Below are 22,282 nucleotides of genomic sequence, written 5' to 3'. Positions count from 1 at the left end.
GTATTTGGAGAAAAAACAGAAGAATTTGACCCTGTGATTGCTCGGGATTGCACTCTCATCACTAATTTTGCAGCATGGCGGAAGATTTAAATATAGTAAAAGGCACTAAAGAAGATCAATATCAATCTCTTATTCCTCAGATCACAGCTTTGCTGGAAGGTGAAAATGACCTTATCGCAAATCTTGCAAATATCAGCGCGGCCTTAAAGGAGCAATTCAACTTTTTTTGGATTGGATTTTATCTGGTTAAAAATGAGGAATTGGTATTAGGCCCGTTTCAGGGACCTGTTGCATGTACACGCATCAGGAAAGGAAAAGGAGTATGCGGGGTTTCATGGGAGCAAGGTAAAACCATTATTGTTCCGGATGTAGATGCTTTTCCCGGACATATAGCCTGCAATTCAGCGTCAAAATCAGAAATCGTTATTCCTTTGTTAAGTGCTGGTGAAGTGCTGGGAGTGCTTGACGTTGATAGCGCTCACCTAAATGAATTCGATGAAACTGATAATAAGTATTTGTCTCAGATTGTTAGCCTTATAAGATTTAACTTTGAAAAGTAAGCTACCTGTTGACTTCTACCAACAGCCGGATGTTGTGTCTGTTGCGCGACAGCTACTTGGAAAGCATCTTTACTCAAACATAGGGGGACAACTTACCGGAGGTATAATTGTAGAAACAGAAGCATATCGTGGCCCTGACGATCGGGGTTCTCATGCCTATAATAACAAGCGTACGCCCCGAAACGAAATGATGTACAAAGCCGGCGGGGTGGCATATATGTATATTTGCTATGGCATTCATGATATGTTGAATATCGTTACAGGCATTCAAGGAATGTCGCATGCAGCTTTAATTCGTTCAATAGAACCAATTGAGGGTGTGGAAATTATGTGTGAAAGAAGAGGGGTTTTTGACAATCAAAAAAGACTGTGCCAGGGACCAGGAGCTCTTGCAAAAGCATTGGGACTTTCTAAACTACATAATGGTGCTGATTTACAGAATGACGATATCTGGCTAACTGATGAGGGAATAAGGTATACCGATGAACAGGTTATGGCCTCTGCCCGAATAGGGATGAACTTTGAAGGACCTTATAAAACAATACCCTGGCGTTTCTACGTTAAGGGGAATGTTTTTGTGAGCCGGCCGCATTTATGAATTCTGCCTGAATATATATGAGGTGTTAAGCTAATACTAAAAAGCCTGTATCCTACTCATCATGGGCTCATCGTACGCTCGACCAAGTGATAAGGCAGTATCGGCTTTCGTCTTAAATCAGGCGAGACTATCCGGGGGATGTTTTGTATATTACACAAATTTTACAGTATCATGTTTCACATTAATTAATCTTTTTATTAAAGATATGAAAACAAAATTATTAGCAATTCTGAACACAATTTCGCTCGCCTTGCTAATACTGATTTCTTCTCTTACACAGCAAAATTGGTTTTCAGATCTTAATGTTGGTGAGGTTTCCTCTAAATATGAAACAGTCTTTGCTCCCGCTCCTATAACCTTTGCGATTTGGGGACTTATTTATGCTTCTCTCGCTGCATTCTGCGTTTTTCACATTATCAAGGCTTTTAATAATGATCGAAATGAACAAGCTAATACCGACATCGTAGCAATTGGATGGCTTTTTATAATAAATAACTTAGCAACTGCGGCATGGCTCGTAGCCTGGGTTAACGAATTAATTGGATTGTCGGTAATACTGATCTTAATTCAGTTATTTACCCTGGTACTCATAAGTGTTAGGGCGCACATTGCTAACCCGGATCGGGACTTGACTATTAAAATATTCACACAATTCCCTTTAAGTATATATTTCGCCTGGATATGTGTTGCAACGATTGCTAATATTAGTGCTTTTCTAGTCTCTATCAATTGGGATGGGTTCGGAATATCCGGGAGTTACTGGACCATCATAATGATTGGAGTAACTACTATGCTTTCTCTTTTCATTATTTTAGTACGTCGCAATTTTTTCTTTGGGCTTGTTATCCTCTGGGCACTTTATGGGATCGCTTTAAAACGCGGGCAGGTCGACGAGATCGCTTTTCAGGAAATTACTAATGCGGTATGGGCGGCTTTTATAATAATACTGGTCACGCTGCTGATGCGGTTATTACGAACAAATAAACTCACCACGCAACTTTCAAGACCTTAATCGGGACTTTTTTCTTTAAATTTGAGTTCAACGGAAGAGTCGTTACCTTTTTTCTTTTGAGCAGCTTCATAAATGTCCCGTGCTTTTGGGTATACGCTCTGAGGATCACTATTATACATTCCAAGATCTGTGTCGGACCCGTTTTATATACTAAAAAATAACTAATTTATGTAATAAATTACTGATTTTTAATTAAATTTATTGTAAATTTGCGTTATGGAAAAGCAATTCTTTACACGTTACCGTTTTGTCGACACCCGTACGGGCGATCTTATTAGATACATGAATATTAATGATCGTTTGGAAGACCATGTTGACAGATTAAAAAAGATGCAGTCTCAGATTTATAATGAAATTAAGATCCCTGTAGCATCGATTCTTTACGAACTTGCCGAACCAGCTTCTTAGATAGAGACTGGAATCTCAAAAAGAGTAATCCTGAAGACACTAAAAGTCCCGCAGTTAGTCCATACCATACGCCATTTGCACCCATATTCAACGATATTCCCAAATAGTATCCAATGGGTAAGCCAATGATCCAATAGGCGATAAATGTAATAACTGTGGGGATATTCACATCTCCAATACCCCTTAAAACTCCAAGACCCACTACCTGAGTTCCATCAAATAGTTGGAAAAATCCTGCTATAATAAGTAATTGTGCTGCAATGCTTATTACAGATTGATCTGTTGTATAAATCCACGGTAAGTATTGGTTTAACCCAATGAATAGTATTGCTGTAACAGCCATAAAACCAAGCACTATATGATAGCTTGAAATGGCCGAAAGCCTGAGGTTCATGAAATCTTCTTTACCAAAATTATTACCGGTTTTAATTGTTGCCGCAGATGAGATGCCACTAGCCATCATGTAAGTCATAGAAGCGAGGTTAATAGCAACCTGATGTGCAGCCTGTTCTACTGCACCTATTGTTCCAATAAAAAGTGCAGCTGCGCTGAACGCGCTTACTTCAAAAGTATACTGCATTGCAACCGGCGCACCGATCTTCAGAATCGCTTGAGAACGTATCCAGTCTAGCGCTGTAAGGGTAAAGGATTTAATGTATACTTTGAAATACTTTGATCGCAGCACATATATGGCCATTACAATAGCCATTATAGACCTGTCAGCTAAAGTACTCCATCCCACACCACTAACGCCCATCGGATTGATTCCGAAAAGACCTTTGACGAATATTATACCAAGGCAAATATTAAAAAGATTCCCCCATAGCGAGATCATCATTGCTTGTTTCGTGAAACCTAAACCTTCAGCAAACTGTTTGAAAGTCATGAATATCATTAGGGGAATGATGGAAAGCCCGAGCAGTGCTAAATATGGTTTCGCTTCTCTGACTACCTCAGGCGATTGATCCATGCTGTCAATTAATGCCAGAGACCCGTAATAGACCAAAATATAAAGCAATACGCCTACGATTGCATTAATCAGTAAACTATTTGCAAGTAATTTACCGCATTCGTTAAAATTCTTTCGACCACTTTCCTGAGCTATTAGAGGAGTAAGGCCATAAGAAACACCCATTCCAATGACCACCACTACCATAAAGATGCTATTAACCAATGCAACAGCAGCAAGCGGAATTGTTCCGGCGAAATGGCCCACAATTATACTGTCTGCGGTATGTACCAGAGTATGTCCCAGTTGTGAAATGACTACCGGAACGGCCAGCTTGAGGTTTGTCTGGTAATGAAGTTTATATTTATAAAAAATGCGCTTTACCATGGAAACTAATAAGGAAGGAATTTTTCAGATTTTATCAGGAAGCGGTATAATATTCTTCCTTTTCTGTAGTGTGCATCCTTATCACGCCTGAGAGTACAAGATTGACGAGGATTCGGTGAGTTCGCCGGCGTGAAAGATTCAGCATATGGCTGTATTCTCTGGAGGTAATACGTTCATGTTCATCGAGATATTCCAAGAGGGCCTTTTCTTTAGATGAATATTCCAGAAACACCCCATGTTCGTTGTTCTCCCTTTTTAATACGTCAACAACAATCTTACTGGCAAGAACACTTTTATCGTTCACCCTGATATATACCCACCATTTCTTATCTTCTCCGAGAGCATAATGGGGTTTCATTTCGCTTCGTTTAATGTCGACAATCAGAACAACCTTATCATCAATGTAAACTTCTTCAAATTGGGGATCGAGCGCTGGCTTGCAGAAAAAATGAGCTGCTTTAGTAAGCATATACTTCTCTTCTTCCTCAGATTTTACTCCGCTGATGCTTCCGTCGTCAGAAATTCCTACAAGAAGTCTTCCGCCTTTATTATTTGCAAATGAAACCATGGTTTTAGCGATCTTCTCACAGCTGGTTATTTTTCTTTTGAAATCCTGACTAACACCTTCACCTTCCAATATGAACTTCCTGATTTTCATTTCTGTTATATTTTTGATTCGGCAATGAACCCGTTCTAACAACCTGCCCATCACTAATTCTATACCCGTATATCAATATTCATGTAATAGTCCCACAACCTTGACGCTCAGCCCACTCTCGATTCTCCCTTCTCAATTTTCACCGTTGACCTTTCAACTGCTAATATGCAACCGGCCCTTCCTCACCTTTAAATAAGTTCCGCAGATATACTTCATTTTGCACGGAAGCACAAACTTCGCCTTTCGAATTTAGGATTTCCAAAGGGAATGCCTTTACAAATTTACCAACAGTGTTCAAAGCATTTTCAGCTTCCATTATATTCTCTTCAGTTAATGAGATCTTGAAATACAGATTGGTACGACCCGGCTTTAAATACTGAATATTCGAACTCTTTAACCAGACACGTACTTTAAAACCTTTTCGTGTAAGTATTTGATCGAAAAGTAAGGCGTAAAATGGGTCCGAAGCGCTGAATATAGTTCCTCCAAAAATAGAGTTGTTGTAGTTGGTGTTTAGAAAGCTTTTAGAGATCTTTACGTGCACCCCCGAGAATCCTTTGTCGAACTGCTTTACCCAAATCCTTTGAAAGAATAAAGGGGGATAAAACCTCATGGCCCACTTTAGTGTATTTTCTGAAACTACCATAAATGCAATATCAGTAAAAGGCTGAGATTTCAAAAATTTTCAGATGTATAATGTGATTAGTTTGACAAGGTAGACAGCTTCTAATTGTTAATACATAAAGGCTATTTTGGTTTCTCATTTTTGTTTGTAGATTGACCGCTCAAATAAAATATATGGATCAAACCGCAGCTAATTCAAAAAACGTTAGGCTAATAATTATCGTCGCCGCACTAGGCTATTTTGTTGACATCTATGACCTTATTCTTTTCTCTGTCATCAGAGTAAAAAGCTTGAAAAGCCTTGGTGTACCCGATAGCGACCTCCTTGACGTAGGTACTATGCTAATCAACAGCCAGATGTTCGGAATGCTACTCGGAGGGTTGCTTTGGGGGATTCTCGGTGATAAGCGTGGACGAATAAGCGTACTCTTTGGATCAATTCTTTTATATTCTCTTGCTAATATGGCAAATGGGTTTGTTACCTCAGTTCCGGCTTACGCCGTTATCCGTTTTATTGCAGGTATAGGACTCGCAGGTGAACTGGGTGCTGGCATAACGTTAGTTACCGAGACCATGAGCAAAGAAAACAGGGGTTATGGTACGATGATAGTAGCCGGTGTTGGATTATTAGGTGCGGTAGCTGCGGCCTTGGTGGGCGAGCATTTTGCCTGGGAAACTTCCTACATCATCGGTGGTGTAATGGGTTTGCTGCTGCTGGGCCTTCGCGTCGGGCTTGCGGAATCAGGGATGTTTAAAAATGTAAAAAACGATGGAGTGAGTCGTGGGAACATATTTATGCTTTTCAATGACGGACCAAGATTCAAAAAGTATCTGAGCTGTATACTTATCGGCATTCCGCTTTGGTTTGTCGTAGGAGTGCTCGTTACTTTCTCACCCGAATTCGGAAAAGAGTTGAATGCAACTGAGCCTATTTCGGCTGGCACAGGTATTATGTGGTGTTATATTGGTATTGCACTCGGTGATATTGTTGCCGGTTTTATGGCTCAAATGCTTCGCTCGCGAAAAAAGGTGATGCTTACATTCCTCATCCTTACCGCCGTAAGTGTTGTAGTATATCTGAATGCTGAAGGCATGACCGCTCAGCAATTCATATGGCTTGCTTTATTTCTCGGATTTTCTTCGGGTTACTGGGCTACCTTTGTAACTATTGCCTCTGAGCAATTTGGCACAAATTTGCGGGCAACAGTAACCACCACAGTTCCAAATTTTGTAAGGGGCTCGTTGGTACTCGCAACACTCTCTTTTACAGCCTTAAAAGGCAGTATGGGGATTATAAACAGCGCTATGATTGTAGGATTCGTTTCTATCGCTATTGCTCTCATTGCTTTGTACCAGTTGAAGGAAACATTCGGTAAGGATTTGGATTATGTGGAAATAAGCTAGAATAGGTTTTAATGAGAGATTGTTTTGAATAGGATTCATAGGATGATAGGATTCATAAGATGCTAATCGGAAAGAACAGATAATAATAAGATAAATAGGCGCTATGCTGTCCCCCGCTGGCGTAGGGGGTGGATCACATTTAACCTTTCAACCAATCAAAGTATAATTCTCTTGAAAATAATCCCCATTTTTGGGAAATGATCACAAAGGAACAAATCGCTGACGCATACAAGCAGATTCAGGATGAAATATGTGCGGGACTGGAACTGGCAGATGGTAAAGGAAAGTTCGAAGAAGAGTTATGGACAAGAGAAGGCGGCGGCGGTGGCAGAACGCGGATCATCCAAAATGGTAATTACCTTGAGAAAGCGGGTGTGAATTTTTCTGCTGTCGAAGGTAAACTTCCGGAAATTATAAAGAAAGCGTTCGGCGTAAGCGAAGATGATTTTTTTGCTACCGGCGTATCCATTGTAATACATCCAAATAATCCATGGATACCTATTATTCATATGAATATCAGGTATTTTGAAATGATCTCGGAGTCAGCAAAGGAATTAAGGTGGTTTGGCGGAGGAATAGATCTCACGCCGCATTATGTGATTGATGAGGATACTCGTTTTTTCCATAGAAGCCTGAAAGCTACTTGCGATAAGTTTAAGGTGGATTTCTATAACAACTTTAAGAAGTGGGCAGACGATTACTTCTTTATCAAACACAGAAATGAAACCAGAGGAGTGGGCGGTATTTTCTATGATCGCCTAAACCCTGATTCTACAGCGCTAACCTGGGACGAGATATTTGAATTTTCGAAAGCTGTTGGCAGAACTTTCTTGCCAGTTTATACTGAACTTATTGAAAGAAACAAAGATAAAAGCTATTCCAAAGATCACCAGGATTGGCAATTTCAGCGCAGAAGCAGATATGTCGAGTTCAACCTGGTTTATGATGCTGGAACCAAATTCGGTTTAGAAACCAATGGGAGAATAGAATCCGTTCTGATGAGCTTACCCCCGCAAGCTAACTGGGCTTACGATTTCCAGCCTCAACCGGACTCAGAAGAAGAAAAAACCCTAAATTTATTGAAAAAAGGCATAAACTGGATCTAACACTCATGAAAACATTAATAACGAAATCGTTAGCTGGATTTTATCTGATTCTAATAGTTGGCTGTTCATCCTCCGACGTTGAAGGGAAATGGCAGTATGATGGTGGAGTATATAATGGCAAAGCCCGTAATGCAGCTACAGAATTTTCAATGCAAAGAACTTACAAATCAGATACCTATGAAGCTTTTCTGCTTGAGGGCCAGGCCCAGCCAGAGCTTTATAATTCCGGAACTTATGAAATAAATGGTGACAGCATTTTAATCACCAGTAAATTCAGCAGCCAGCCTTCTCAAAATGATAATGTTACCATTACCTATAAATTTAAAACCGAAGGCAATAAAATGACCACCAGCGGGGTTTTGCCAAATGGGATGGTTGTGGAGGAATATTGGAAGAAAGTTGATTGAGCACTACCCTTTGCATGGTTAAACCCCAGGGTAACAACTAAACACTTATTACGTACAACGTAAGACGTACCACTCTACAACATCTTATTGTAAAATTCTTAAAGCAAATGTCTTGTTTAAATATTTAATTATAAATTTAAACAATGAATTTGTTTTCCATCTCACAGCTCTCGCAGTATTCAGGGATCAAGCCCCACACCATTCGGATTTGGGAGCAGAGATATAATGCATTAAAGCCTGAAAGATCAGAAGGAAATACCAGATATTATAATAATGATCAATTGCGTCGCCTTTTGAACATTGTGAGCCTGATGAATACTGATTATAAAGTTTCCGAACTATGTTCTATGCCTGACGATAAACTTTCTGGGCTTGTATTTGAAAGGAAATATGCTATCACCAGCGAAGCATCCGAGTATTTTATATCCCAGTTGATTTCAGCAGGAATGGCATATAATCAGGAACAATTTGAAGAGCATTTTGAACAGTGTATTACTAAGTATGGCCTTTTACAAACTTATAAAATTATTATACATCCCATGCTGGTGCGGGTTGGCCTAATGTGGTCAGCGAATTCTATTCCAACTGTTCAAGAGCATTTTATTAGCAATATTATTCGTCAGAAACTTCTAAGGTCTATTGATTTGCTCCCTCCAGCACTTCCTCATTCGCCTAAGTGGGTGCTCTTTCTTCCGGAGGATGAATTTCATGAGATAGGTTTGCTTTTCGCTGCCTATATTATTCGTGAATCAGGCAATAAAGTTGTATATCTTGGAAGCAGTGTATCTCTTGAAGCAGTTATTAACGCCGTTAAGGACATAAAACCTCAATACCTGCTGTTATTTCTTGTACATTATAACCTGGTCGAAGACGTTCAACAGAATCTAAATGAGTTAGACGTGGGGTTAGGTGAAGAGAGAATATTTGTTGCTGGAAATTACAAATTATTGAATCAGATAGAGTTTTCTGAGAAGGTTCAATGGCTCCGGGATATTGATTCTTTAGAAAAACAATTACAAATCCATCTGGAAATTGATTATGTCTAAAATAGCCATTATTGGATCTGGATTCTCTGGTTTAAGTGCTGCATGTTATCTTGCTGCAAATGGGCAAGAAGTTCATGTGTATGAGAAAAATGCGGAAGTTGGTGGAAGGGCGCGACAATTTAAAACTCCAGAGGGTTATGTTTTTGACATGGGCCCAAGTTGGTACTGGATGCCAGATGTATTCGAGCGTTTCTTCGGAGATTTCGGCCACAAGGTTTCTGATTTTTATGACCTAAGTTTACTAACGCCTTCTTTTGATGTTGTTTTTCCCGAAAATGAATCATTGAGCGTACCGGAGAAGTATTCAGAACTTTTAGCATTATTTGAATCCATCGAACCGGGCAGTTCAGCACAGCTCGATAAATTTATGAAGGAAGCGAAATTCAAATACGATACAGGAATGGGTAAGCTGGTTTATAAACCAGGGCTATCTATTATGGAGTTTGCCGATTTTGACCTTGTGAAGGGGGCGATGCGACTACAGGTCTTTAGCTCTTTTAGTAGCCATGTACGAAAATACTTCTCCCATCCAAAGCTTATTGCTCTCATGGAATTTCCAGTACTTTTCCTGGGAGCAATGCCGCAAGACACCCCGGCACTATATAGTTTAATGAACTATGCAGGCCTAAAGTTGGGAACCTGGTATCCAAAAGGAGGCTTTGGCAAAGTAACAGAAGGTATTAAGACACTTGCCGAAAGTTACGGGGCTAAGTTCCACTTTGAGAGCCCTGTCACAAAGATTAACATAGAAAAAGATCGGGTAAGAAGTTTAAGTGTAAATAATGAGGAATTAAAATTTGACGCTGTTATTGCATCTGCAGATTATCATCATATTGAAGATAAATTGCTTCCAGAATCCTATCGCAATTATTCTAACGATTATTGGGAGAAGAAAACCTTTGCACCATCATGTCTGATTTTTTATATCGGTCTAAGTAAAAGGGTGGAAAAGCTTAATCATCATACTCTGTTTTTTGAGGAAGATCTCCTTGAGCATTCTAAGGAAATTTATAAGAATCCCAAATGGCCTTCAAACCCTCTCTTTTACGTATGCTGCCCTTCAAAATCGGACAAATCGGTTGCACCTGCCGGTCATGAAAACCTTTTTTTCTTGATGCCTATTGCACCTGGATTGGAAGACAGTGAAGAACTGAGAGAAAAATACTTTAAGATAATGGTTCGCAGACTGGAGAAAAAAATAGGTGCAGAAATTTTGGATCTTATAGACTTTAAGCGTTCATATTGCGTAAGTGACTTTATTAAGGATTATAATTCATATAAAGGAAATGCATATGGCCTTGCAAATACACTCATGCAAACAGCTATTCTAAAGCCGGGTATAAAAAACAAGAAGATCAGCAATCTGTATTATGCAGGCCAACTGACTGTTCCTGGTCCGGGTGTGCCACCCGCTTTAATTTCAGGAAAGATCGTGGCAAAAATGCTACTTGAAAACTTAAAAAAGAAAGTTTATGAAGAATCTATTTGACAATCTCTCTGTTGAGATCAGCAAAATGACAACGCGGACATATAGCACAAGTTTCTCCATGGGCATATACTTTATTGACGCACGCCTTCGGAATGAGATCTATTCAATCTATGGTTTTGTACGCCTTGCTGATGAAATTGTAGATAGCTTTGATGGTTTTGAACAAAGACATTTACTTTCGAAACTCAAAAATGATACCTATGAAGCTATTCAGAGTAAAATATCAATAAATCCTATACTTAACTCATTTCAACATGCTGTAAATAAACATAGTATAGATTTAGAATTGATAGAAACTTTTCTGCGGAGCATGGAAATGGACCTGGAAAAAGTCTCATATAATACCGAAAATTATAACCAATATATTCTTGGTTCGGCTGAGGTAGTCGGCCTGATGTGTCTGCATGTTTTTACAGAAGGTGACAGAGAAAAATTTGATCACTTAAAGCCTTATGCCATGAAATTGGGTGCTGCTTTTCAAAAAGTAAATTTTTTACGAGATATGAAGGATGACTACCAGATTCTCGGTAGGTGTTATTTTCCCGATGTTAATATTCAGGAATTTAACCACTTATCTAAGGAGCAAATAGAGTCTGAAATCGAAGAGGATTTCGCGCTAGCGCTAGAAGGTATCCGGATGTTGCCTCTTTCTTCGAAGAGGGGTGTTTACCTCGCTTACATTTATTACAGAACCTTATTTAATAAAATAAAAAGTCTTCCGGCACATCGCGTTTTAAATGAGCGAATCAGGATCAATAACGGTAGGAAGCTGGGGCTGATGATAAATTGTCTGGTACAGAATAAAATGAAATGGGTTTGAAGTTGATGATGTGTATTTTGATTTTACTTTCTAATTTGCTATATACGGCAAGTGACCCTTCTATCACTTCCATACGACTGAAGTTCCACAATTCAACAACATCCGAAGCGATTTGTAAAGATCTGATTAATCAGTTGGAACCTTATAATGAAAGAAAAAATCCCTTACTGTTCGGTTATCGGGCAGGTGCGACCATGCTTATGGCCAAGCATTCTTTAAATCCTTTTAGTAAACTTTCTTATTTTAAAAAGGGGAAAAACATGCTTGAAAAGGCAATTCTGGCAGAAAACAATAATGTTGAGCTACGCTTTTTGAGATATACCATTCAAACGAATATCCCATCATTTTTAGGATATAGCAGTCAGTTGGAGAAAGACCGATCATTTTTAAAACAATCGGTATCGGGTGTGAAAGATGCTGAGCTAAAAAAGATAATAGTAGCTTATTTAAAGCAGAATAGCTAAAGATGAATGAAAGTACGATAGAAGGAGCTAATGATCTTTTAATTCTGGTCGACGAAGATGATAATGAGTTAGGATTTCTTGATAAAGTTTCCACCCATCAAAATGGGGTGTTGCATCGGGCATTCTCTGTTTTTATTTTTAATTCCATGGGCTTTCTCATGCTGCAGCGCCGTGCGATGGATAAATATCATTCCCCCGGTTTATGGAGTAACACCTGTTGTAGTCACCCCCGACAAGCTGAAACAACTCCCGATGCTTGTTCGAGGAGGTTAGCAGAAGAAATGGGCATTACATGCAGATTAACTTTCGCATTTACTTTTACCTACCGGGCTGAATTTGGAAACGGTCTTATTGAGCATGAATTTGATCACGTATACTTTGGCAAAAGTGATAAGATTCCCAAACTCAATCCGGAGGAGGTAATGGACTGGAAATATATTCCAATAAACGAGTTGCAAAAGGACATTGTAACATATCCGGAAAATTTTACGGAATGGCTTAAGATCTGCCTCCCAAAAGTTGTACAACATATAGATATTATTAAAAATGATATATACATTCAACAGTGAACATTTTCTAAAAACTGACATTGCTACCGCATGGGATTTTTTTTCCTCAGCAAAGAACCTTGCCCGGATTACTCCCCCTGAAATGGCCTTTAAGATCCATACTCAACTTGAAAATATGGAAGTCTATGAGGGAATGATCATAGATTACACCGTGAGTCCTCTTCTTGGAATTGCTTTAAAATGGCAGACCGAAATATGCCAGGTTGACAAACCTAATCTGTTTACCGACAGGCAATTGAAAGGACCTTACTCTCTATGGGAACACACCCATAGATTTACAGAGAAAGATAATGGGGTTCTAATGCAGGATGAAGTAAAGTATAAGCTACCTTTAGGAATTATTGGTGACCTCGCCCATAACCTTTTGGTCCGGGAGAAGATTAAAAAGATCTTTGATTTTCGTGAAGAAGCCTTAAACAAGTTATTTAAGTAATTAGTAGATGAACCAGCCCGATAAATTCATGAATATTCTGGTCACCGGAGCCACTGGGCTAATTGGAAGCAGAATAGTAAGAAATCTTCAGCAAAAAGGGCATACTATAAAAATCCTGACACGCGATCCTTCAAGAGTAAAAAACGCTGAGGCTTTTCACTGGGATATAGAAAGCGGCCAGATTGACCCGAAATGTCTAGTTGGGATCGATACGATCATTCACCTGGCCGGGGCGGGGATAGCTGATAAACGGTGGACTAAAAAACGGAAAAAAGAAATCGTGGATAGCCGGGTAAAATCAACAAGACTGTTGTTTGACACAATTCAAAAAACTGGTGCCCAAATTGACACGATTATTTCCGCCTCCGGGGCCGGATACTATGGCAACCGGGGCGATGAAGTATTAACTGAGGAAAGCAGCAATGGTACAGGTTTTTTAGCGGAGTGTTGTAAGCAATGGGAAGATGCTATTGATGAAGGCCATAGCTTTTGCAAGCGAATTATAAAGCTTAGAATTGGTATTGTATTAACAAGGCATGGCGGAGCATTAGTTGAGCTGGAAAAGCCAATTACCTTTTTTGCAGGCGCAGCGTTAGGAAGCGGCAAACAATGGATTCCATGGATCCACTTGTATGATATGATATCGATTTTTGAAAAAGTTGTGGAAGATCCTTCTTTCAACGGAGTTTATAATACTTCAAGCCCGTTTCCTGTAACCAACTCTGAGTTTACACGTACGCTCGCTAAAAAACTGCACAGACCTGTATGGCCTGTGAATGTACCTAAATTTTTGATGAGAATTCTCCTCGGAGAAATGAGCGAAGTGGTACTAATAAGCGACCGTAATTCAGCACAGAAACTTTTGAATGCAGGCTTCCAGTTCCGATATCCTGCACTTGATAACGCGCTTACAGAAATCTACTCCCAATAATTATTAATGAAACAAGAAATAAGCATATGCTGGTTCAGACGTGATTTGCGTCTGAATGATAATACTGCTTTTTACCATGCCCTCCAATCACCTTATCCGGTCTTACCTATTTTTATCTTTGACCCCGAAATTCTCAACAAGCTTGCAGATAAGAGTGATAAACGTATATATTTTATTTACAACACCCTTCAAGATCTTGACACGCGATGTAAGGAACAGGGCTCATCGTTTTATGTCATATTTGATAAGGTAGAGGATGCTTTTAAGAAACTTCTCCAAGAATTCGAGGTTAAGGAAATTTTTCTGAATCACGACTATGAGCCATATGCTATTTACAGGGATCAAGGCATTAAAAAAATGTTTGAAGCCCAAGGGATCACGTTTCATACTTTTAAAGATCAGGTTATTTTTGAGAGGTCAGAAATTACAAAAGCTGACGGGTCTCCATATACCGTGTTCACGCCATATTCTAACAAGTGGCGGCAACTATTCCTTGGAGGTAAAATAGAGGAATTTCCAAGTGAGAAGTTTCTTTCGAAAATGCTGCAATCAAAAAGGTATGACTTTCCTTCGATTGCAGATATTGGTTTTCGGGAAATTGATCTGGACTTTATGCCCTTAAATATTAATGAGTCAACCATTTCTTCATATCAAGAAACGCGGAACATACCTGCGATACCAGGCACCAGCCAGGCCAGTCCGTATCTACGGTTTGGAACCCTGAGTATCCGCCATTTGGTGATGCTCGCTTACAAATGGAATGCAACATGGCTTAACGAACTGATTTGGAGAGAGTTTTTCATGATGATCCTTTTCCATTTTCCGCATGTGATTGATCGGAGTTTTAAAAGGAAATATGACAATATTCCATGGCGGAATAATGATAAAGAGTTTGAATTATGGTGTAAAGGGGAAACGGGATATCCTATTGTTGATGCCGGAATGCGGCAGTTGAATGAAACAGGCTGGATGCATAATAGAGTGCGAATGATCGTAGCTGGTTTTCTGACAAAACACCTGCTGATAGACTGGCGCTGGGGTGAAGCTTATTTTGCCCAAAAACTTTTGGATTACGAGCTGTCATCCAACAATGGTAACTGGCAGTGGGCTGCCGGCAGTGGCTGTGATTCAGCACCATATTTCAGGATATTTAACCCCACCTCGCAGACAAAAAAATTTGATCCTAAATTGATTTACATAAAAACCTGGATTAAGGATTTTAATAAATATCACCTGCCGCCAATAGTTGATCATGAGTTCGCAAGAAAAAGAGCTCTAGATGTCTATAAAAAAGCTTTAAGTGAGGAATAAAGTTATTTTTTCCATATCCACATTTTTAATTAAGTTCAAAAATTGCTGATAAATTTTATCAGGATTTCCTTTAATTAAACCGAATCTTTGTACCTGAATATTTTTCCATTCGGGACTTAAACACCGTGATTTTTGCTAACTTCGCATGGCTCAAAAAGCGAAGGTTTAACCATGCTTGCAAAGGCATTCAAATAAATCAAAGACAACTAATCAGAATTTTAATAAAACATGGCTGAAGACACAGAAAACGACAGTTTAGCACCTCGGAACGATAGGATAATCCCCATTAATATAGAAGAGGAAATGAAGTCAGCTTACATCGACTATTCGATGTCTGTAATTGTTTCCCGCGCACTTCCCGATGTCCGCGACGGACTAAAGCCTGTACATCGGAGAGTGCTCTACGGAATGCTCGACCTTGGTGTTACAAGCAGTAAGGCCCACAAGAAATCAGCACGTATTGTCGGTGATGTTTTAGGTAAATACCATCCTCACGGAGATTCATCAGTGTACTTCGCCATGGTTCGTATGGCACAGGTATGGAGTCTGCGCTATCCAATGGTAGATGGACAAGGTAACTTTGGATCAGTTGATGGTGACTCTCCTGCAGCAATGCGATATACAGAAGCGCGTTTAAAGAAGATCGCTGAAGAAATGCTGGCTGATATCAATAAAGATACTGTTAACTTCCAGTTGAACTTTGATGATACACTGGAAGAACCAACAGTGCTTCCTTCGCGTGTTCCAAACTTGCTTGTAAATGGTGCTTCAGGTATTGCCGTAGGTATGGCAACCAATATGCCTCCGCATAACCTTACAGAAGTTGTTAATGCAACCATATCATATATCGAAAATAATGAGGTTACTATAGCTGACCTGATGCAGCATGTAAAGGCTCCTGATTTCCCAACAGGAGGTATTATTTATGGTTATTCGGGAGTTCAGGAAGCTTTCGAAACCGGTCGAGGCCGGATTGTTATGCGTGCTAAAGCCGAAATTGAAGTTCATAAAGGCGACCGGGAGAGGATCATTGTAAATGAGATCCCATATCAGGTTAATAAAGCTAATATGATCGAGCAAACAGCTGGTCTTGTTAATGATAAAAAGATTGAAGGAATCAGTGAAATAAGAGATGAATCGGATCGTGATGGAATGCGGATCGTTTACGAAATAAAACGTGACGCTAATGCTTCAATTGTACTGAATAACCTCTTTAAATATACAGCACTTCAGACTTCCTTCAGTGTTAATAATATTGCGCTTGTGAACGGCCGGCCAATGTTGTTAAATCTTAAAGATCTAATCAGGCATTTTGTAGATCACCGTCACGAAGTGGTTGTTCGAAGAACCAAATTCGATCTCGCTGAAGCGGAAAAACGTGCCCATATTCTGGAAGGCTTATTAATAGCCCTTGATCATCTTGATGAAGTAATAAAACTGATCCGGGCGTCAAATAGTCCGGAAGATGCCAGAATAGGTTTGATGGAAAGCTTCAGTCTTTCTGACATACAAGCCAGGGCTATCCTCGATATGACTTTGCGTCGTTTAACAGGACTTGAAAGAGACAAGATCAAAGAAGAGTACGCAGAACTGATGAAGACTATAGAATATCTAAATCAGATATTGGGCGATGAGGCTTTGCGGATGAAGATAATTACAGACGAGCTTATCGAAATCAGAGAAAAATTTGGTGATGAACGCCGGACTTCAATAACCCATTCTGCGGACGATATGCGTATGGAGGACTTTATTGTGGATGAAGAAGTCGTCATAACGATCTCTCATGAAGGTTACATAAAACGTACACCGTTAACAGAGTACCGTAAACAGGGGAGAGGTGGTAAGGGTTCGATGGGTTCTCAATCACGTGATAAGGACTTTATCGAGCACATACTAATTGCAACTAATCACAATTACATGTTATTCTTTACAGAGACCGGGAAATGTTTCTGGCTCAGGGTGTTTGAAATCCCGGAAGGAACAAGAACAAGTAAAGGGCGCGCGATACAAAATGTAATTAATATTCCTAAAGAGGAGAATATCAAAGCTTATATAAAAGTCGTAAATCTTAAAGATCAGGAATACCTGGAGAACAACTTTATAATTATGTGTACCAAGAAAGGAACAATTAAAAAAACCTCTCTTGAAGCGTATTCACGGCCGAGGGCAAATGGCATAAATGCGATCAATATCAACGAAGGGGATCAGTTACTGGAAGCCTGCATGACTACCGGCGAAAGTGAAATTGTAATGGCACTTCGTTCAGGAAGGGCTATCAGATTCAATGAATCTAAGGTGCGTCCGATGGGGAGAACTGCAACCGGGGTGCGTGGTATAACACTGGCTCATGCAAAGGACGAAGTGGTAGGCATGATAAGTATTAATAACCCTGAGGTAACGGTTCTGGTAGTATCTGAAAATGGTTATGGTAAGCGTACTGACATTGAGGATTATCGCGTCACTAATAGGGGAGGTAAGGGTGTCAAAACTATTAATGTCACCGAAAAGACGGGAGAACTCGTTGCCATTAAGGATGTCACTGATAATGATGACTTGATGATCATAAATAAGTCGGGAATAGTAATTAGAATTGGACTAAGTGATCTTCGGGTTATGGGCCGGGCAACCCAGGGTGTACGTTTAATTACTTTTAAAGGTGATGATTCGATTGCATCAATCACGAAAGTTGAGCATGAAGAAGAAATCGAGGATTTAGAAAATGCTGAAGGGGAGACTTCAAAAACAGAAGATGATACAGCAGCTGAATCGGGACCTGAAGAAAAAGAATCAAAAGGCCCTGAAACTCCGGAAACTGAATAAATAATAATGAAGAGAATATTCATATTTCTATTCTCAACTACTCTACTGTTCATTGCACCTTTACGCGCCCAAACGGTGATTACAAAGGATGCAATGAACAGTTTTATTAAATATACTGGTTCAAATGACATTAAAGACCTCGAAGCTGCCCGAAAGCTTATTGACGATGGTTATAAGAATAAATCTGACTCTAACGCGTTTAAGAATAATTTGATTCGCAGCCTGGTTTATTCTGCCCTCGCACATGCAGATTCAAACTTGAGACTGAAATATCCGAAGGATCCTGTAGATATTGCTTTGCATTCACTAAAAAATGTAAGCTCCTCCAAATCTGCGTCAAACGCAGTTGAAGAAATTGGATATATCGATGGTAAACTTAAACAGACCTACTTATACCGGGCGAACTCCTCGTTTAGAGAGCGGCGGTTTAATGAAGCGCTAAGGTATTTTTCCATCCTGGACTCCCTGGAGAAAAATAACTATTCAATAACTCATAATCTTGCCTTTCTAAATCAGGAACTGGGTAATTATGAACGTTCATCGTTTTATTTCATCAAACTTATCTCACAAAAATCCAAACCAGAATATTTACTAATTCTTGCAAGTTTGTATGAATCAATGGGCGACGAAAGTAATGCAATTAAAACACTTAAGAGTGGGAGCGATGCATTTCCAGATAACCGGGATCTGGTTTTCAAACTTATTAACCTCCTGTCGAACCGTAATGATTATCTGGAAATCGCTAAATTTGCAGACAGGGCACTTAAATTAGATGAATTCAATATCGATTTAAACTATCTTGCTGGCTTTTCTAACGAAATGATCGGCGGTATTTTGAAAGCCGAGAAATACTACAAAGCTGTATTAAATATCAATCCCAATAATTATGAAGGGAATTATGCGTTAGGGTTACTATATCTCAATTTGTATTTGAAAGACCCAAGTAAGACCAACATGATCTACATTTCGAAATTTTATTTATCTAAGGCAAACGAAATCGATCCAAATGAGTTAAAGTCTTTAACATCTTTGTTAATATTGTATAAACACACTGGTGATAAGAATGAACTTCAAAAAATTAATAACAGAATTAACCAACTTAAATTAAATTAGAATACCATGAAAATCAAATCTTTCATTTTAGCAGCTGTTTTTTTCTCAGGTTCCTCTGTAATAGCATATGCACAGAAAGGGGAAGTAGCCAATGCTAAGAAAAACTATGATAGTTTCGTCAGTTTAAAAGAAGCTAACTCAATGCAACTTGCGGTTCCAAGTCTTAAAACTGCAAAAGCGTCTGTTGATAAGGCCGTCGCAAATGAAAAAACTTCTACAGATCCTGCTGCATGGACTTATAAGGGGTTAATTTATGCGGAAATGGCCCTAATGGATTCTGTTCCAGCAACTTCCAAGCCAATCATTACCGAATCGCATGCAGCTTACAAAAAAGCACTCGAGTTAGATAAAGATGGTGCTAATAAGGCAAATCTGGAGCATCTTAATGGTGCATTGTTTAGTCAATACGAGTTAAATCAGGGTGTAAAAGCCTATCAGGCTAATAATTTCGCCGATGCGTTTATTTCATTCAATAATGCGCTGAATTATCGTCCAGGTGACACTACCATAACCTATTATGCTGGCCTTTCTGCCATTAATTCAAAAAATTATGATGCAGGTATCAAAAACTACACAGAATTAATAAAAACCAACTTTTCAGCGAACAATCAAATTTATCTGGATCTCTCACGTCTTTACTCAATCAAAGGCGACACTGCCAAAGCTATAAGTATTGCTGGAGAAGGAGCATTGAAATATAAAGATGCTGCATTAGCAACTCAGGAAATTGAATTAAGTTTAATGTCAGGCAAACAAAAAGAGGTAATTACCAAAATTGCAGACCAGGCTCAAAAAGATCCAAAGAATAAATTATATCCATATTACTTAGGGATCGCATATAGCACTGTGGGTGATGTTGCTAAAGCTGAAGAAGCTTATTTAAAAGCAATTGCTATCGACCCTGCATATTCTGATGCAAACATAAACATAGGAGGTGTGATACTCAATAAAGGTATTGCCCTATACAACGAGGCTAATAAACTTCCGCCATCACAACAAAAGGAATACGATGTAGCTATGAAGAAAGCTTCTGCTGAATTTGACAAAGCGTTCCCGTATCTTCAAAAAGGTTCGGAACTCGATCCTAAATCCAGAATAGCCTTGGAAAATCTTAAAACATATTATCTGGTCAAGAAAGATAATGTTAAGGTTGAGGAATTAGTTAAGAAAATAGAAGCTTTATAAAAAGTCCATTTTCATTTGATAAGCCTGGGTATTTTACCCGGGCTTTTTTTATGCTTACTCTCAATCCATAGGGGCAAACCATTATATTCTATTTAACATAATATTAATTATAAACCATATAGTATAGTTTTATTTTCATCCCATGGGTGTCCATTATGGTTTACTTTAAAGAATAATCCTAAATGATACATTCACTAGAAATATTGCACAGGTTGATCGCCAGCATGTTAATGTGTGCATTATTTTAAAGATATTGAAAAAGCCCTAAATAATTATAATTTATAATATTGTCAATTTTCCTTACCTTTGCGCATATTATATTAATAAATAACACAATGCAAAAAGAAGGTACAGTAAAGTTTTTTAATGAAACTAAAGGATTCGGGTTTATCGTACCCGCTGAGTCAGGTGAAGAGGACGTTTTTGTTCATTCATCAGGTTTAATTGATCAAATTCGTGAAAACGACAAGGTTCAATACGAAGTTGAGCGTGGCAAAAAGGGCCTTAACGCGGTTAATGTGAAGGTTGTTTACTAAATCAACATATATCATTTGACAAAAAGGCCCCTGAGAAATCGGGGGCTTTTTTTATGATATCATTTTTTGGATCAAGGAGGCTACAACAAATCATTGGCTAAATTGGCAAGTTCACTTCTCTCACCTTTTTGCAAAGTGATATGTGCATAAAGCGGATGGTTCTTTGCTTTATCTATTAAGTATGACAGTCCGTTACTTTCAGCATCCAGGTATGGAGTATCGATCTGATAGATATCACCTGTAAAGACGATTTTTGTATCTTCACCAGCACGGGAAATAATAGTTTTTATCTCGTGTGGCGTCAAGTTTTGTGCTTCGTCAACAATAAAAAATATTTTAGTTAATGTACGTCCTCTAATAAAAGCTAGCGGAGCAACGTAAATCTTCTCTGAGAGTATAAGTTCATCTATCTTTGCCTGAGCCTTATCATCGTCTGTTAATTGATCCTTTATGAACTTTAAATTGTCCCATATGGGTGCCATATACGGGTCAATTTTAGATTTAATATCTCCAGGTAGAAAACCGATGTCTTTATTACTCAAAGGCACTATGGGCCTGGTTACGAAAATCTGTCTGTAATTCTTTCTTTGCTCTAAAGCACTTGCCAGCGCTAATAAAGTCTTTCCCGTACCTGCATTACCCTGAATAGTTACTAATTTAATTTCCGGATTCATCAATGCATGAATAGCGAAAGCCTGTTCAGGATTTTTAGGCTCGATATTGTAAATCGACTGCCCGTTGATATATTCTAATTCAAATTTCTTAGGATTATAATATGCGGAGGCTGTTTTGTTTTCACTGTTTAACGTAAAAAAATGATTTTCGTGAGGGATAGTAATGCCGGTCTTTTCAATAGGTATAACTTTTTTAGTAATAAGTTCATCCAACACTTTATTCGCAAGGTTTTCTACCACCGTTTTGCCAGTAAAAAGCTCTTCTACATTTTTTACCTTGCCGGTTTCGTAGTCTTCTGCAAAAAGATTGAGCGCTTTTGCTTTAAGTCTTAAACAGATATCCTTTGAAACAAGGATAATCTTTTTCAATGGATATTGTTCCTGAAGGCTCAATGCAGCATTTAATATGCGATGATCAAATTTACCCTCTCCAAAGATCTTTTCTGCATCAGTTTGAGCTGGGATATGGTCCATAACCACTTTGAAGCTGCCTCTCCCCTTCCCTTTCAACGGAATCCAATCGTTTAATAAAGAATTTTTGGAAATATTATCCATTAAACGGATAAAACTCCGTGCCTCATAATTACGGGTATCGTTTCCCGACTTGAAATTATCTAGTTCTTCAAGTACCTGGATTGGAATCGCCACATCGTGTTCCTGGAAATTTTGATAAGCATCATGTTCATACAGAATCACTGAAGTGTCAAGAACAAATATTTTCGCCGATGTGGCTGTAGAATTATCTTTTCCCATTTAATCAAAAATAAGAAAATCAGCA

23 protein-coding genes are annotated in these 22,282 nt (G+C 38.9%); 19 read left to right on the top strand and 4 right to left on the bottom strand.

What is annotated here, in order from left to right:
* The first annotated feature begins 74 nt into the window (after positions 1-74).
* The 4 genes from ACLL8Z_RS03930 (at position 75) to ACLL8Z_RS03915 (ending at position 2,578) form a co-directional block, all read left to right on the top strand.
* The gene (locus ACLL8Z_RS03930; RefSeq protein ID WP_411273454.1) at positions 75-560 is read left to right on the top strand and encodes a GAF domain-containing protein; all 486 of its coding nucleotides are present in this window, start codon (positions 75-77) and stop codon (positions 558-560) included.
* Positions 550-1,158, top strand: coding sequence for a DNA-3-methyladenine glycosylase (locus tag ACLL8Z_RS03925; protein ID WP_411273453.1), 609 nt, complete (start codon positions 550-552; stop codon positions 1,156-1,158). Before ACLL8Z_RS03930 ends, ACLL8Z_RS03925 begins: the two co-directional genes overlap by 11 nt.
* Before the next feature lie 205 nt (positions 1,159-1,363).
* Entirely contained in the window at positions 1,364-2,170 is an 807-nt protein-coding gene (locus ACLL8Z_RS03920; RefSeq protein ID WP_411273452.1) for a hypothetical protein, read from the top strand.
* 216 nt (positions 2,171-2,386) lie between these two features.
* Positions 2,387-2,578 (top strand): hypothetical protein, encoded by a 192-nt coding sequence (locus ACLL8Z_RS03915; RefSeq protein WP_411273451.1) that lies wholly within the window; start codon positions 2,387-2,389, stop codon positions 2,576-2,578.
* Here ACLL8Z_RS03915 and ACLL8Z_RS03910 read toward each other — a convergent pair.
* The 3 genes from ACLL8Z_RS03910 to ACLL8Z_RS03900 all read right to left on the bottom strand — a co-directional run bounded on the left by ACLL8Z_RS03910 (position 2,526) and on the right by ACLL8Z_RS03900 (position 5,218).
* Positions 2,526-3,914 (bottom strand): MATE family efflux transporter, encoded by a 1,389-nt coding sequence (locus tag ACLL8Z_RS03910; RefSeq protein WP_411273450.1) that lies wholly within the window; start codon positions 3,912-3,914, stop codon positions 2,526-2,528. The two genes, ACLL8Z_RS03915 and ACLL8Z_RS03910, sit on opposite strands and share 53 nt — an antisense overlap.
* A 34-nt stretch (positions 3,915-3,948) precedes the next feature.
* Positions 3,949-4,572: an RNA-binding domain-containing protein gene (locus ACLL8Z_RS03905; RefSeq protein ID WP_411273449.1), complete on the bottom strand. Its 624-nt coding sequence runs from the start codon at positions 4,570-4,572 to the stop codon at positions 3,949-3,951.
* Positions 4,573-4,732: 160 nt separating this feature from the next.
* Positions 4,733-5,218, bottom strand: coding sequence for a DUF4442 domain-containing protein (locus tag ACLL8Z_RS03900; RefSeq protein WP_411273461.1), 486 nt, complete (start codon positions 5,216-5,218; stop codon positions 4,733-4,735).
* A gap of 152 nt (positions 5,219-5,370) precedes the next feature.
* Between ACLL8Z_RS03900 and ACLL8Z_RS03895 the strand changes: the two genes are divergently transcribed.
* The 15 genes from ACLL8Z_RS03895 to ACLL8Z_RS03825 all read left to right on the top strand — a co-directional run bounded on the left by ACLL8Z_RS03895 (position 5,371) and on the right by ACLL8Z_RS03825 (position 20,830).
* Complete coding sequence (locus ACLL8Z_RS03895) at positions 5,371-6,600, top strand: MFS transporter (protein ID WP_411273448.1); 1,230 nt, start codon at positions 5,371-5,373, stop codon at positions 6,598-6,600.
* Between the two features lie 197 nt (positions 6,601-6,797).
* Positions 6,798-7,706 (top strand): oxygen-dependent coproporphyrinogen oxidase, encoded by a 909-nt coding sequence (gene hemF, locus ACLL8Z_RS03890; RefSeq protein WP_411273447.1) that lies wholly within the window; start codon positions 6,798-6,800, stop codon positions 7,704-7,706.
* Positions 7,707-7,711: 5 nt separating this feature from the next.
* Positions 7,712-8,113, top strand: coding sequence for a hypothetical protein (locus ACLL8Z_RS03885; RefSeq protein ID WP_411273446.1), 402 nt, complete (start codon positions 7,712-7,714; stop codon positions 8,111-8,113).
* Between the two features lie 143 nt (positions 8,114-8,256).
* A complete protein-coding gene (locus ACLL8Z_RS03880) occupies positions 8,257-9,159 on the top strand; it encodes a MerR family transcriptional regulator (protein ID WP_411273445.1) in 903 nt (300 codons plus the stop codon).
* Positions 9,152-10,648 carry a phytoene desaturase family protein gene (locus ACLL8Z_RS03875; RefSeq protein WP_411273444.1) on the top strand — a complete coding sequence of 499 codons (1,497 nt, stop codon included), beginning with the start codon at positions 9,152-9,154 and terminating at the stop codon, positions 10,646-10,648. Before ACLL8Z_RS03880 ends, ACLL8Z_RS03875 begins: the two co-directional genes overlap by 8 nt.
* Entirely contained in the window at positions 10,632-11,468 is an 837-nt protein-coding gene (locus tag ACLL8Z_RS03870; RefSeq protein WP_411273443.1) for a phytoene/squalene synthase family protein, read from the top strand. Before ACLL8Z_RS03875 ends, ACLL8Z_RS03870 begins: the two co-directional genes overlap by 17 nt.
* Positions 11,459-11,932 carry a hypothetical protein gene (locus ACLL8Z_RS03865; RefSeq protein ID WP_411273442.1) on the top strand — a complete coding sequence of 158 codons (474 nt, stop codon included), beginning with the start codon at positions 11,459-11,461 and terminating at the stop codon, positions 11,930-11,932. Before ACLL8Z_RS03870 ends, ACLL8Z_RS03865 begins: the two co-directional genes overlap by 10 nt.
* Positions 11,933-11,934: 2 nt before the next feature.
* Positions 11,935-12,501, top strand: a complete 567-nt coding sequence (idi, locus tag ACLL8Z_RS03860; RefSeq protein WP_411273441.1) for an isopentenyl-diphosphate Delta-isomerase — start codon at positions 11,935-11,937, stop codon at positions 12,499-12,501.
* A complete protein-coding gene (locus tag ACLL8Z_RS03855) occupies positions 12,479-12,934 on the top strand; it encodes an SRPBCC family protein (protein WP_411273440.1) in 456 nt (151 codons plus the stop codon). The genes idi and ACLL8Z_RS03855 overlap by 23 nt, the downstream gene beginning before the upstream one ends.
* A 7-nt stretch (positions 12,935-12,941) precedes the next feature.
* Positions 12,942-13,865 carry a TIGR01777 family oxidoreductase gene (locus tag ACLL8Z_RS03850; protein WP_411273439.1) on the top strand — a complete coding sequence of 308 codons (924 nt, stop codon included), beginning with the start codon at positions 12,942-12,944 and terminating at the stop codon, positions 13,863-13,865.
* Between the two features lie 6 nt (positions 13,866-13,871).
* Entirely contained in the window at positions 13,872-15,176 is a 1,305-nt protein-coding gene (locus tag ACLL8Z_RS03845) for a cryptochrome/photolyase family protein (protein WP_411273438.1), read from the top strand.
* Positions 15,177-15,404: 228 nt separating this feature from the next.
* Positions 15,405-17,996 carry a DNA gyrase subunit A gene (gene gyrA / locus ACLL8Z_RS03840; protein WP_411273437.1) on the top strand — a complete coding sequence of 864 codons (2,592 nt, stop codon included), beginning with the start codon at positions 15,405-15,407 and terminating at the stop codon, positions 17,994-17,996.
* A gap of 6 nt (positions 17,997-18,002) precedes the next feature.
* Positions 18,003-19,109, top strand: a complete 1,107-nt coding sequence (locus ACLL8Z_RS03835) for a tetratricopeptide repeat protein (protein WP_411273436.1) — start codon at positions 18,003-18,005, stop codon at positions 19,107-19,109.
* 6 nt (positions 19,110-19,115) lie between these two features.
* Entirely contained in the window at positions 19,116-20,294 is a 1,179-nt protein-coding gene (locus tag ACLL8Z_RS03830; protein WP_411273435.1) for a tetratricopeptide repeat protein, read from the top strand.
* 335 nt (positions 20,295-20,629) lie between these two features.
* A complete protein-coding gene (locus ACLL8Z_RS03825; protein WP_079701265.1) occupies positions 20,630-20,830 on the top strand; it encodes a cold-shock protein in 201 nt (66 codons plus the stop codon).
* Positions 20,831-20,910: 80 nt separating this feature from the next.
* Here ACLL8Z_RS03825 and ACLL8Z_RS03820 read toward each other — a convergent pair whose 3' ends face one another.
* Entirely contained in the window at positions 20,911-22,257 is a 1,347-nt protein-coding gene (locus ACLL8Z_RS03820) for a PhoH family protein (RefSeq protein ID WP_411273434.1), read from the bottom strand.
* Positions 22,258-22,282 lie beyond the last annotated feature (25 nt).

The sequence above is a fragment of the Daejeonella sp. genome (genome assembly GCF_046590655.1).
Taxonomy (GTDB): Bacteria; Bacteroidota; Bacteroidia; order Sphingobacteriales; family Sphingobacteriaceae; genus Daejeonella.
The sequence above is the reverse complement of the archived record's forward strand: the minus strand, read 5'-3'. Positions and strand labels throughout refer to the sequence as shown.

Excerpts from the sequence above, each read along its gene's own strand:
- ACLL8Z_RS03930 (WP_411273454.1), top strand. The coding sequence starts at position 75 with ATGGCGGAAGATTTAAATATAGTAAAAGGCACTAAAGAAGATCAATAT.
- ACLL8Z_RS03920 (WP_411273452.1), top strand. The coding sequence starts at position 1,364 with ATGAAAACAAAATTATTAGCAATTCTGAACACAATTTCGCTCGCCTTG.
- ACLL8Z_RS03915 (WP_411273451.1), top strand. The coding sequence starts at position 2,387 with ATGGAAAAGCAATTCTTTACACGTTACCGTTTTGTCGACACCCGTACG.
- ACLL8Z_RS03910 (WP_411273450.1), bottom strand. The coding sequence starts at position 3,914 with ATGGTAAAGCGCATTTTTTATAAATATAAACTTCATTACCAGACAAAC.
- ACLL8Z_RS03905 (WP_411273449.1), bottom strand. The coding sequence starts at position 4,572 with ATGAAAATCAGGAAGTTCATATTGGAAGGTGAAGGTGTTAGTCAGGAT.
- ACLL8Z_RS03900 (WP_411273461.1), bottom strand. The coding sequence starts at position 5,218 with ATGGTAGTTTCAGAAAATACACTAAAGTGGGCCATGAGGTTTTATCCC.
- ACLL8Z_RS03895 (WP_411273448.1), top strand. The coding sequence starts at position 5,371 with ATGGATCAAACCGCAGCTAATTCAAAAAACGTTAGGCTAATAATTATC.
- hemF (WP_411273447.1), top strand. The coding sequence starts at position 6,798 with ATGATCACAAAGGAACAAATCGCTGACGCATACAAGCAGATTCAGGAT.
- ACLL8Z_RS03885 (WP_411273446.1), top strand. The coding sequence starts at position 7,712 with ATGAAAACATTAATAACGAAATCGTTAGCTGGATTTTATCTGATTCTA.
- ACLL8Z_RS03880 (WP_411273445.1), top strand. The coding sequence starts at position 8,257 with ATGAATTTGTTTTCCATCTCACAGCTCTCGCAGTATTCAGGGATCAAG.
- ACLL8Z_RS03875 (WP_411273444.1), top strand. The coding sequence starts at position 9,152 with ATGTCTAAAATAGCCATTATTGGATCTGGATTCTCTGGTTTAAGTGCT.
- ACLL8Z_RS03870 (WP_411273443.1), top strand. The coding sequence starts at position 10,632 with ATGAAGAATCTATTTGACAATCTCTCTGTTGAGATCAGCAAAATGACA.
- ACLL8Z_RS03865 (WP_411273442.1), top strand. The coding sequence starts at position 11,459 with ATGGGTTTGAAGTTGATGATGTGTATTTTGATTTTACTTTCTAATTTG.
- idi (WP_411273441.1), top strand. The coding sequence starts at position 11,935 with ATGAATGAAAGTACGATAGAAGGAGCTAATGATCTTTTAATTCTGGTC.
- ACLL8Z_RS03855 (WP_411273440.1), top strand. The coding sequence starts at position 12,479 with ATGATATATACATTCAACAGTGAACATTTTCTAAAAACTGACATTGCT.
- ACLL8Z_RS03850 (WP_411273439.1), top strand. The coding sequence starts at position 12,942 with ATGAACCAGCCCGATAAATTCATGAATATTCTGGTCACCGGAGCCACT.
- ACLL8Z_RS03845 (WP_411273438.1), top strand. The coding sequence starts at position 13,872 with ATGAAACAAGAAATAAGCATATGCTGGTTCAGACGTGATTTGCGTCTG.
- gyrA (WP_411273437.1), top strand. The coding sequence starts at position 15,405 with ATGGCTGAAGACACAGAAAACGACAGTTTAGCACCTCGGAACGATAGG.
- ACLL8Z_RS03835 (WP_411273436.1), top strand. The coding sequence starts at position 18,003 with ATGAAGAGAATATTCATATTTCTATTCTCAACTACTCTACTGTTCATT.
- ACLL8Z_RS03830 (WP_411273435.1), top strand. The coding sequence starts at position 19,116 with ATGAAAATCAAATCTTTCATTTTAGCAGCTGTTTTTTTCTCAGGTTCC.
- ACLL8Z_RS03825 (WP_079701265.1), top strand. The coding sequence starts at position 20,630 with ATGCAAAAAGAAGGTACAGTAAAGTTTTTTAATGAAACTAAAGGATTC.
- ACLL8Z_RS03820 (WP_411273434.1), bottom strand. The coding sequence starts at position 22,257 with ATGGGAAAAGATAATTCTACAGCCACATCGGCGAAAATATTTGTTCTT.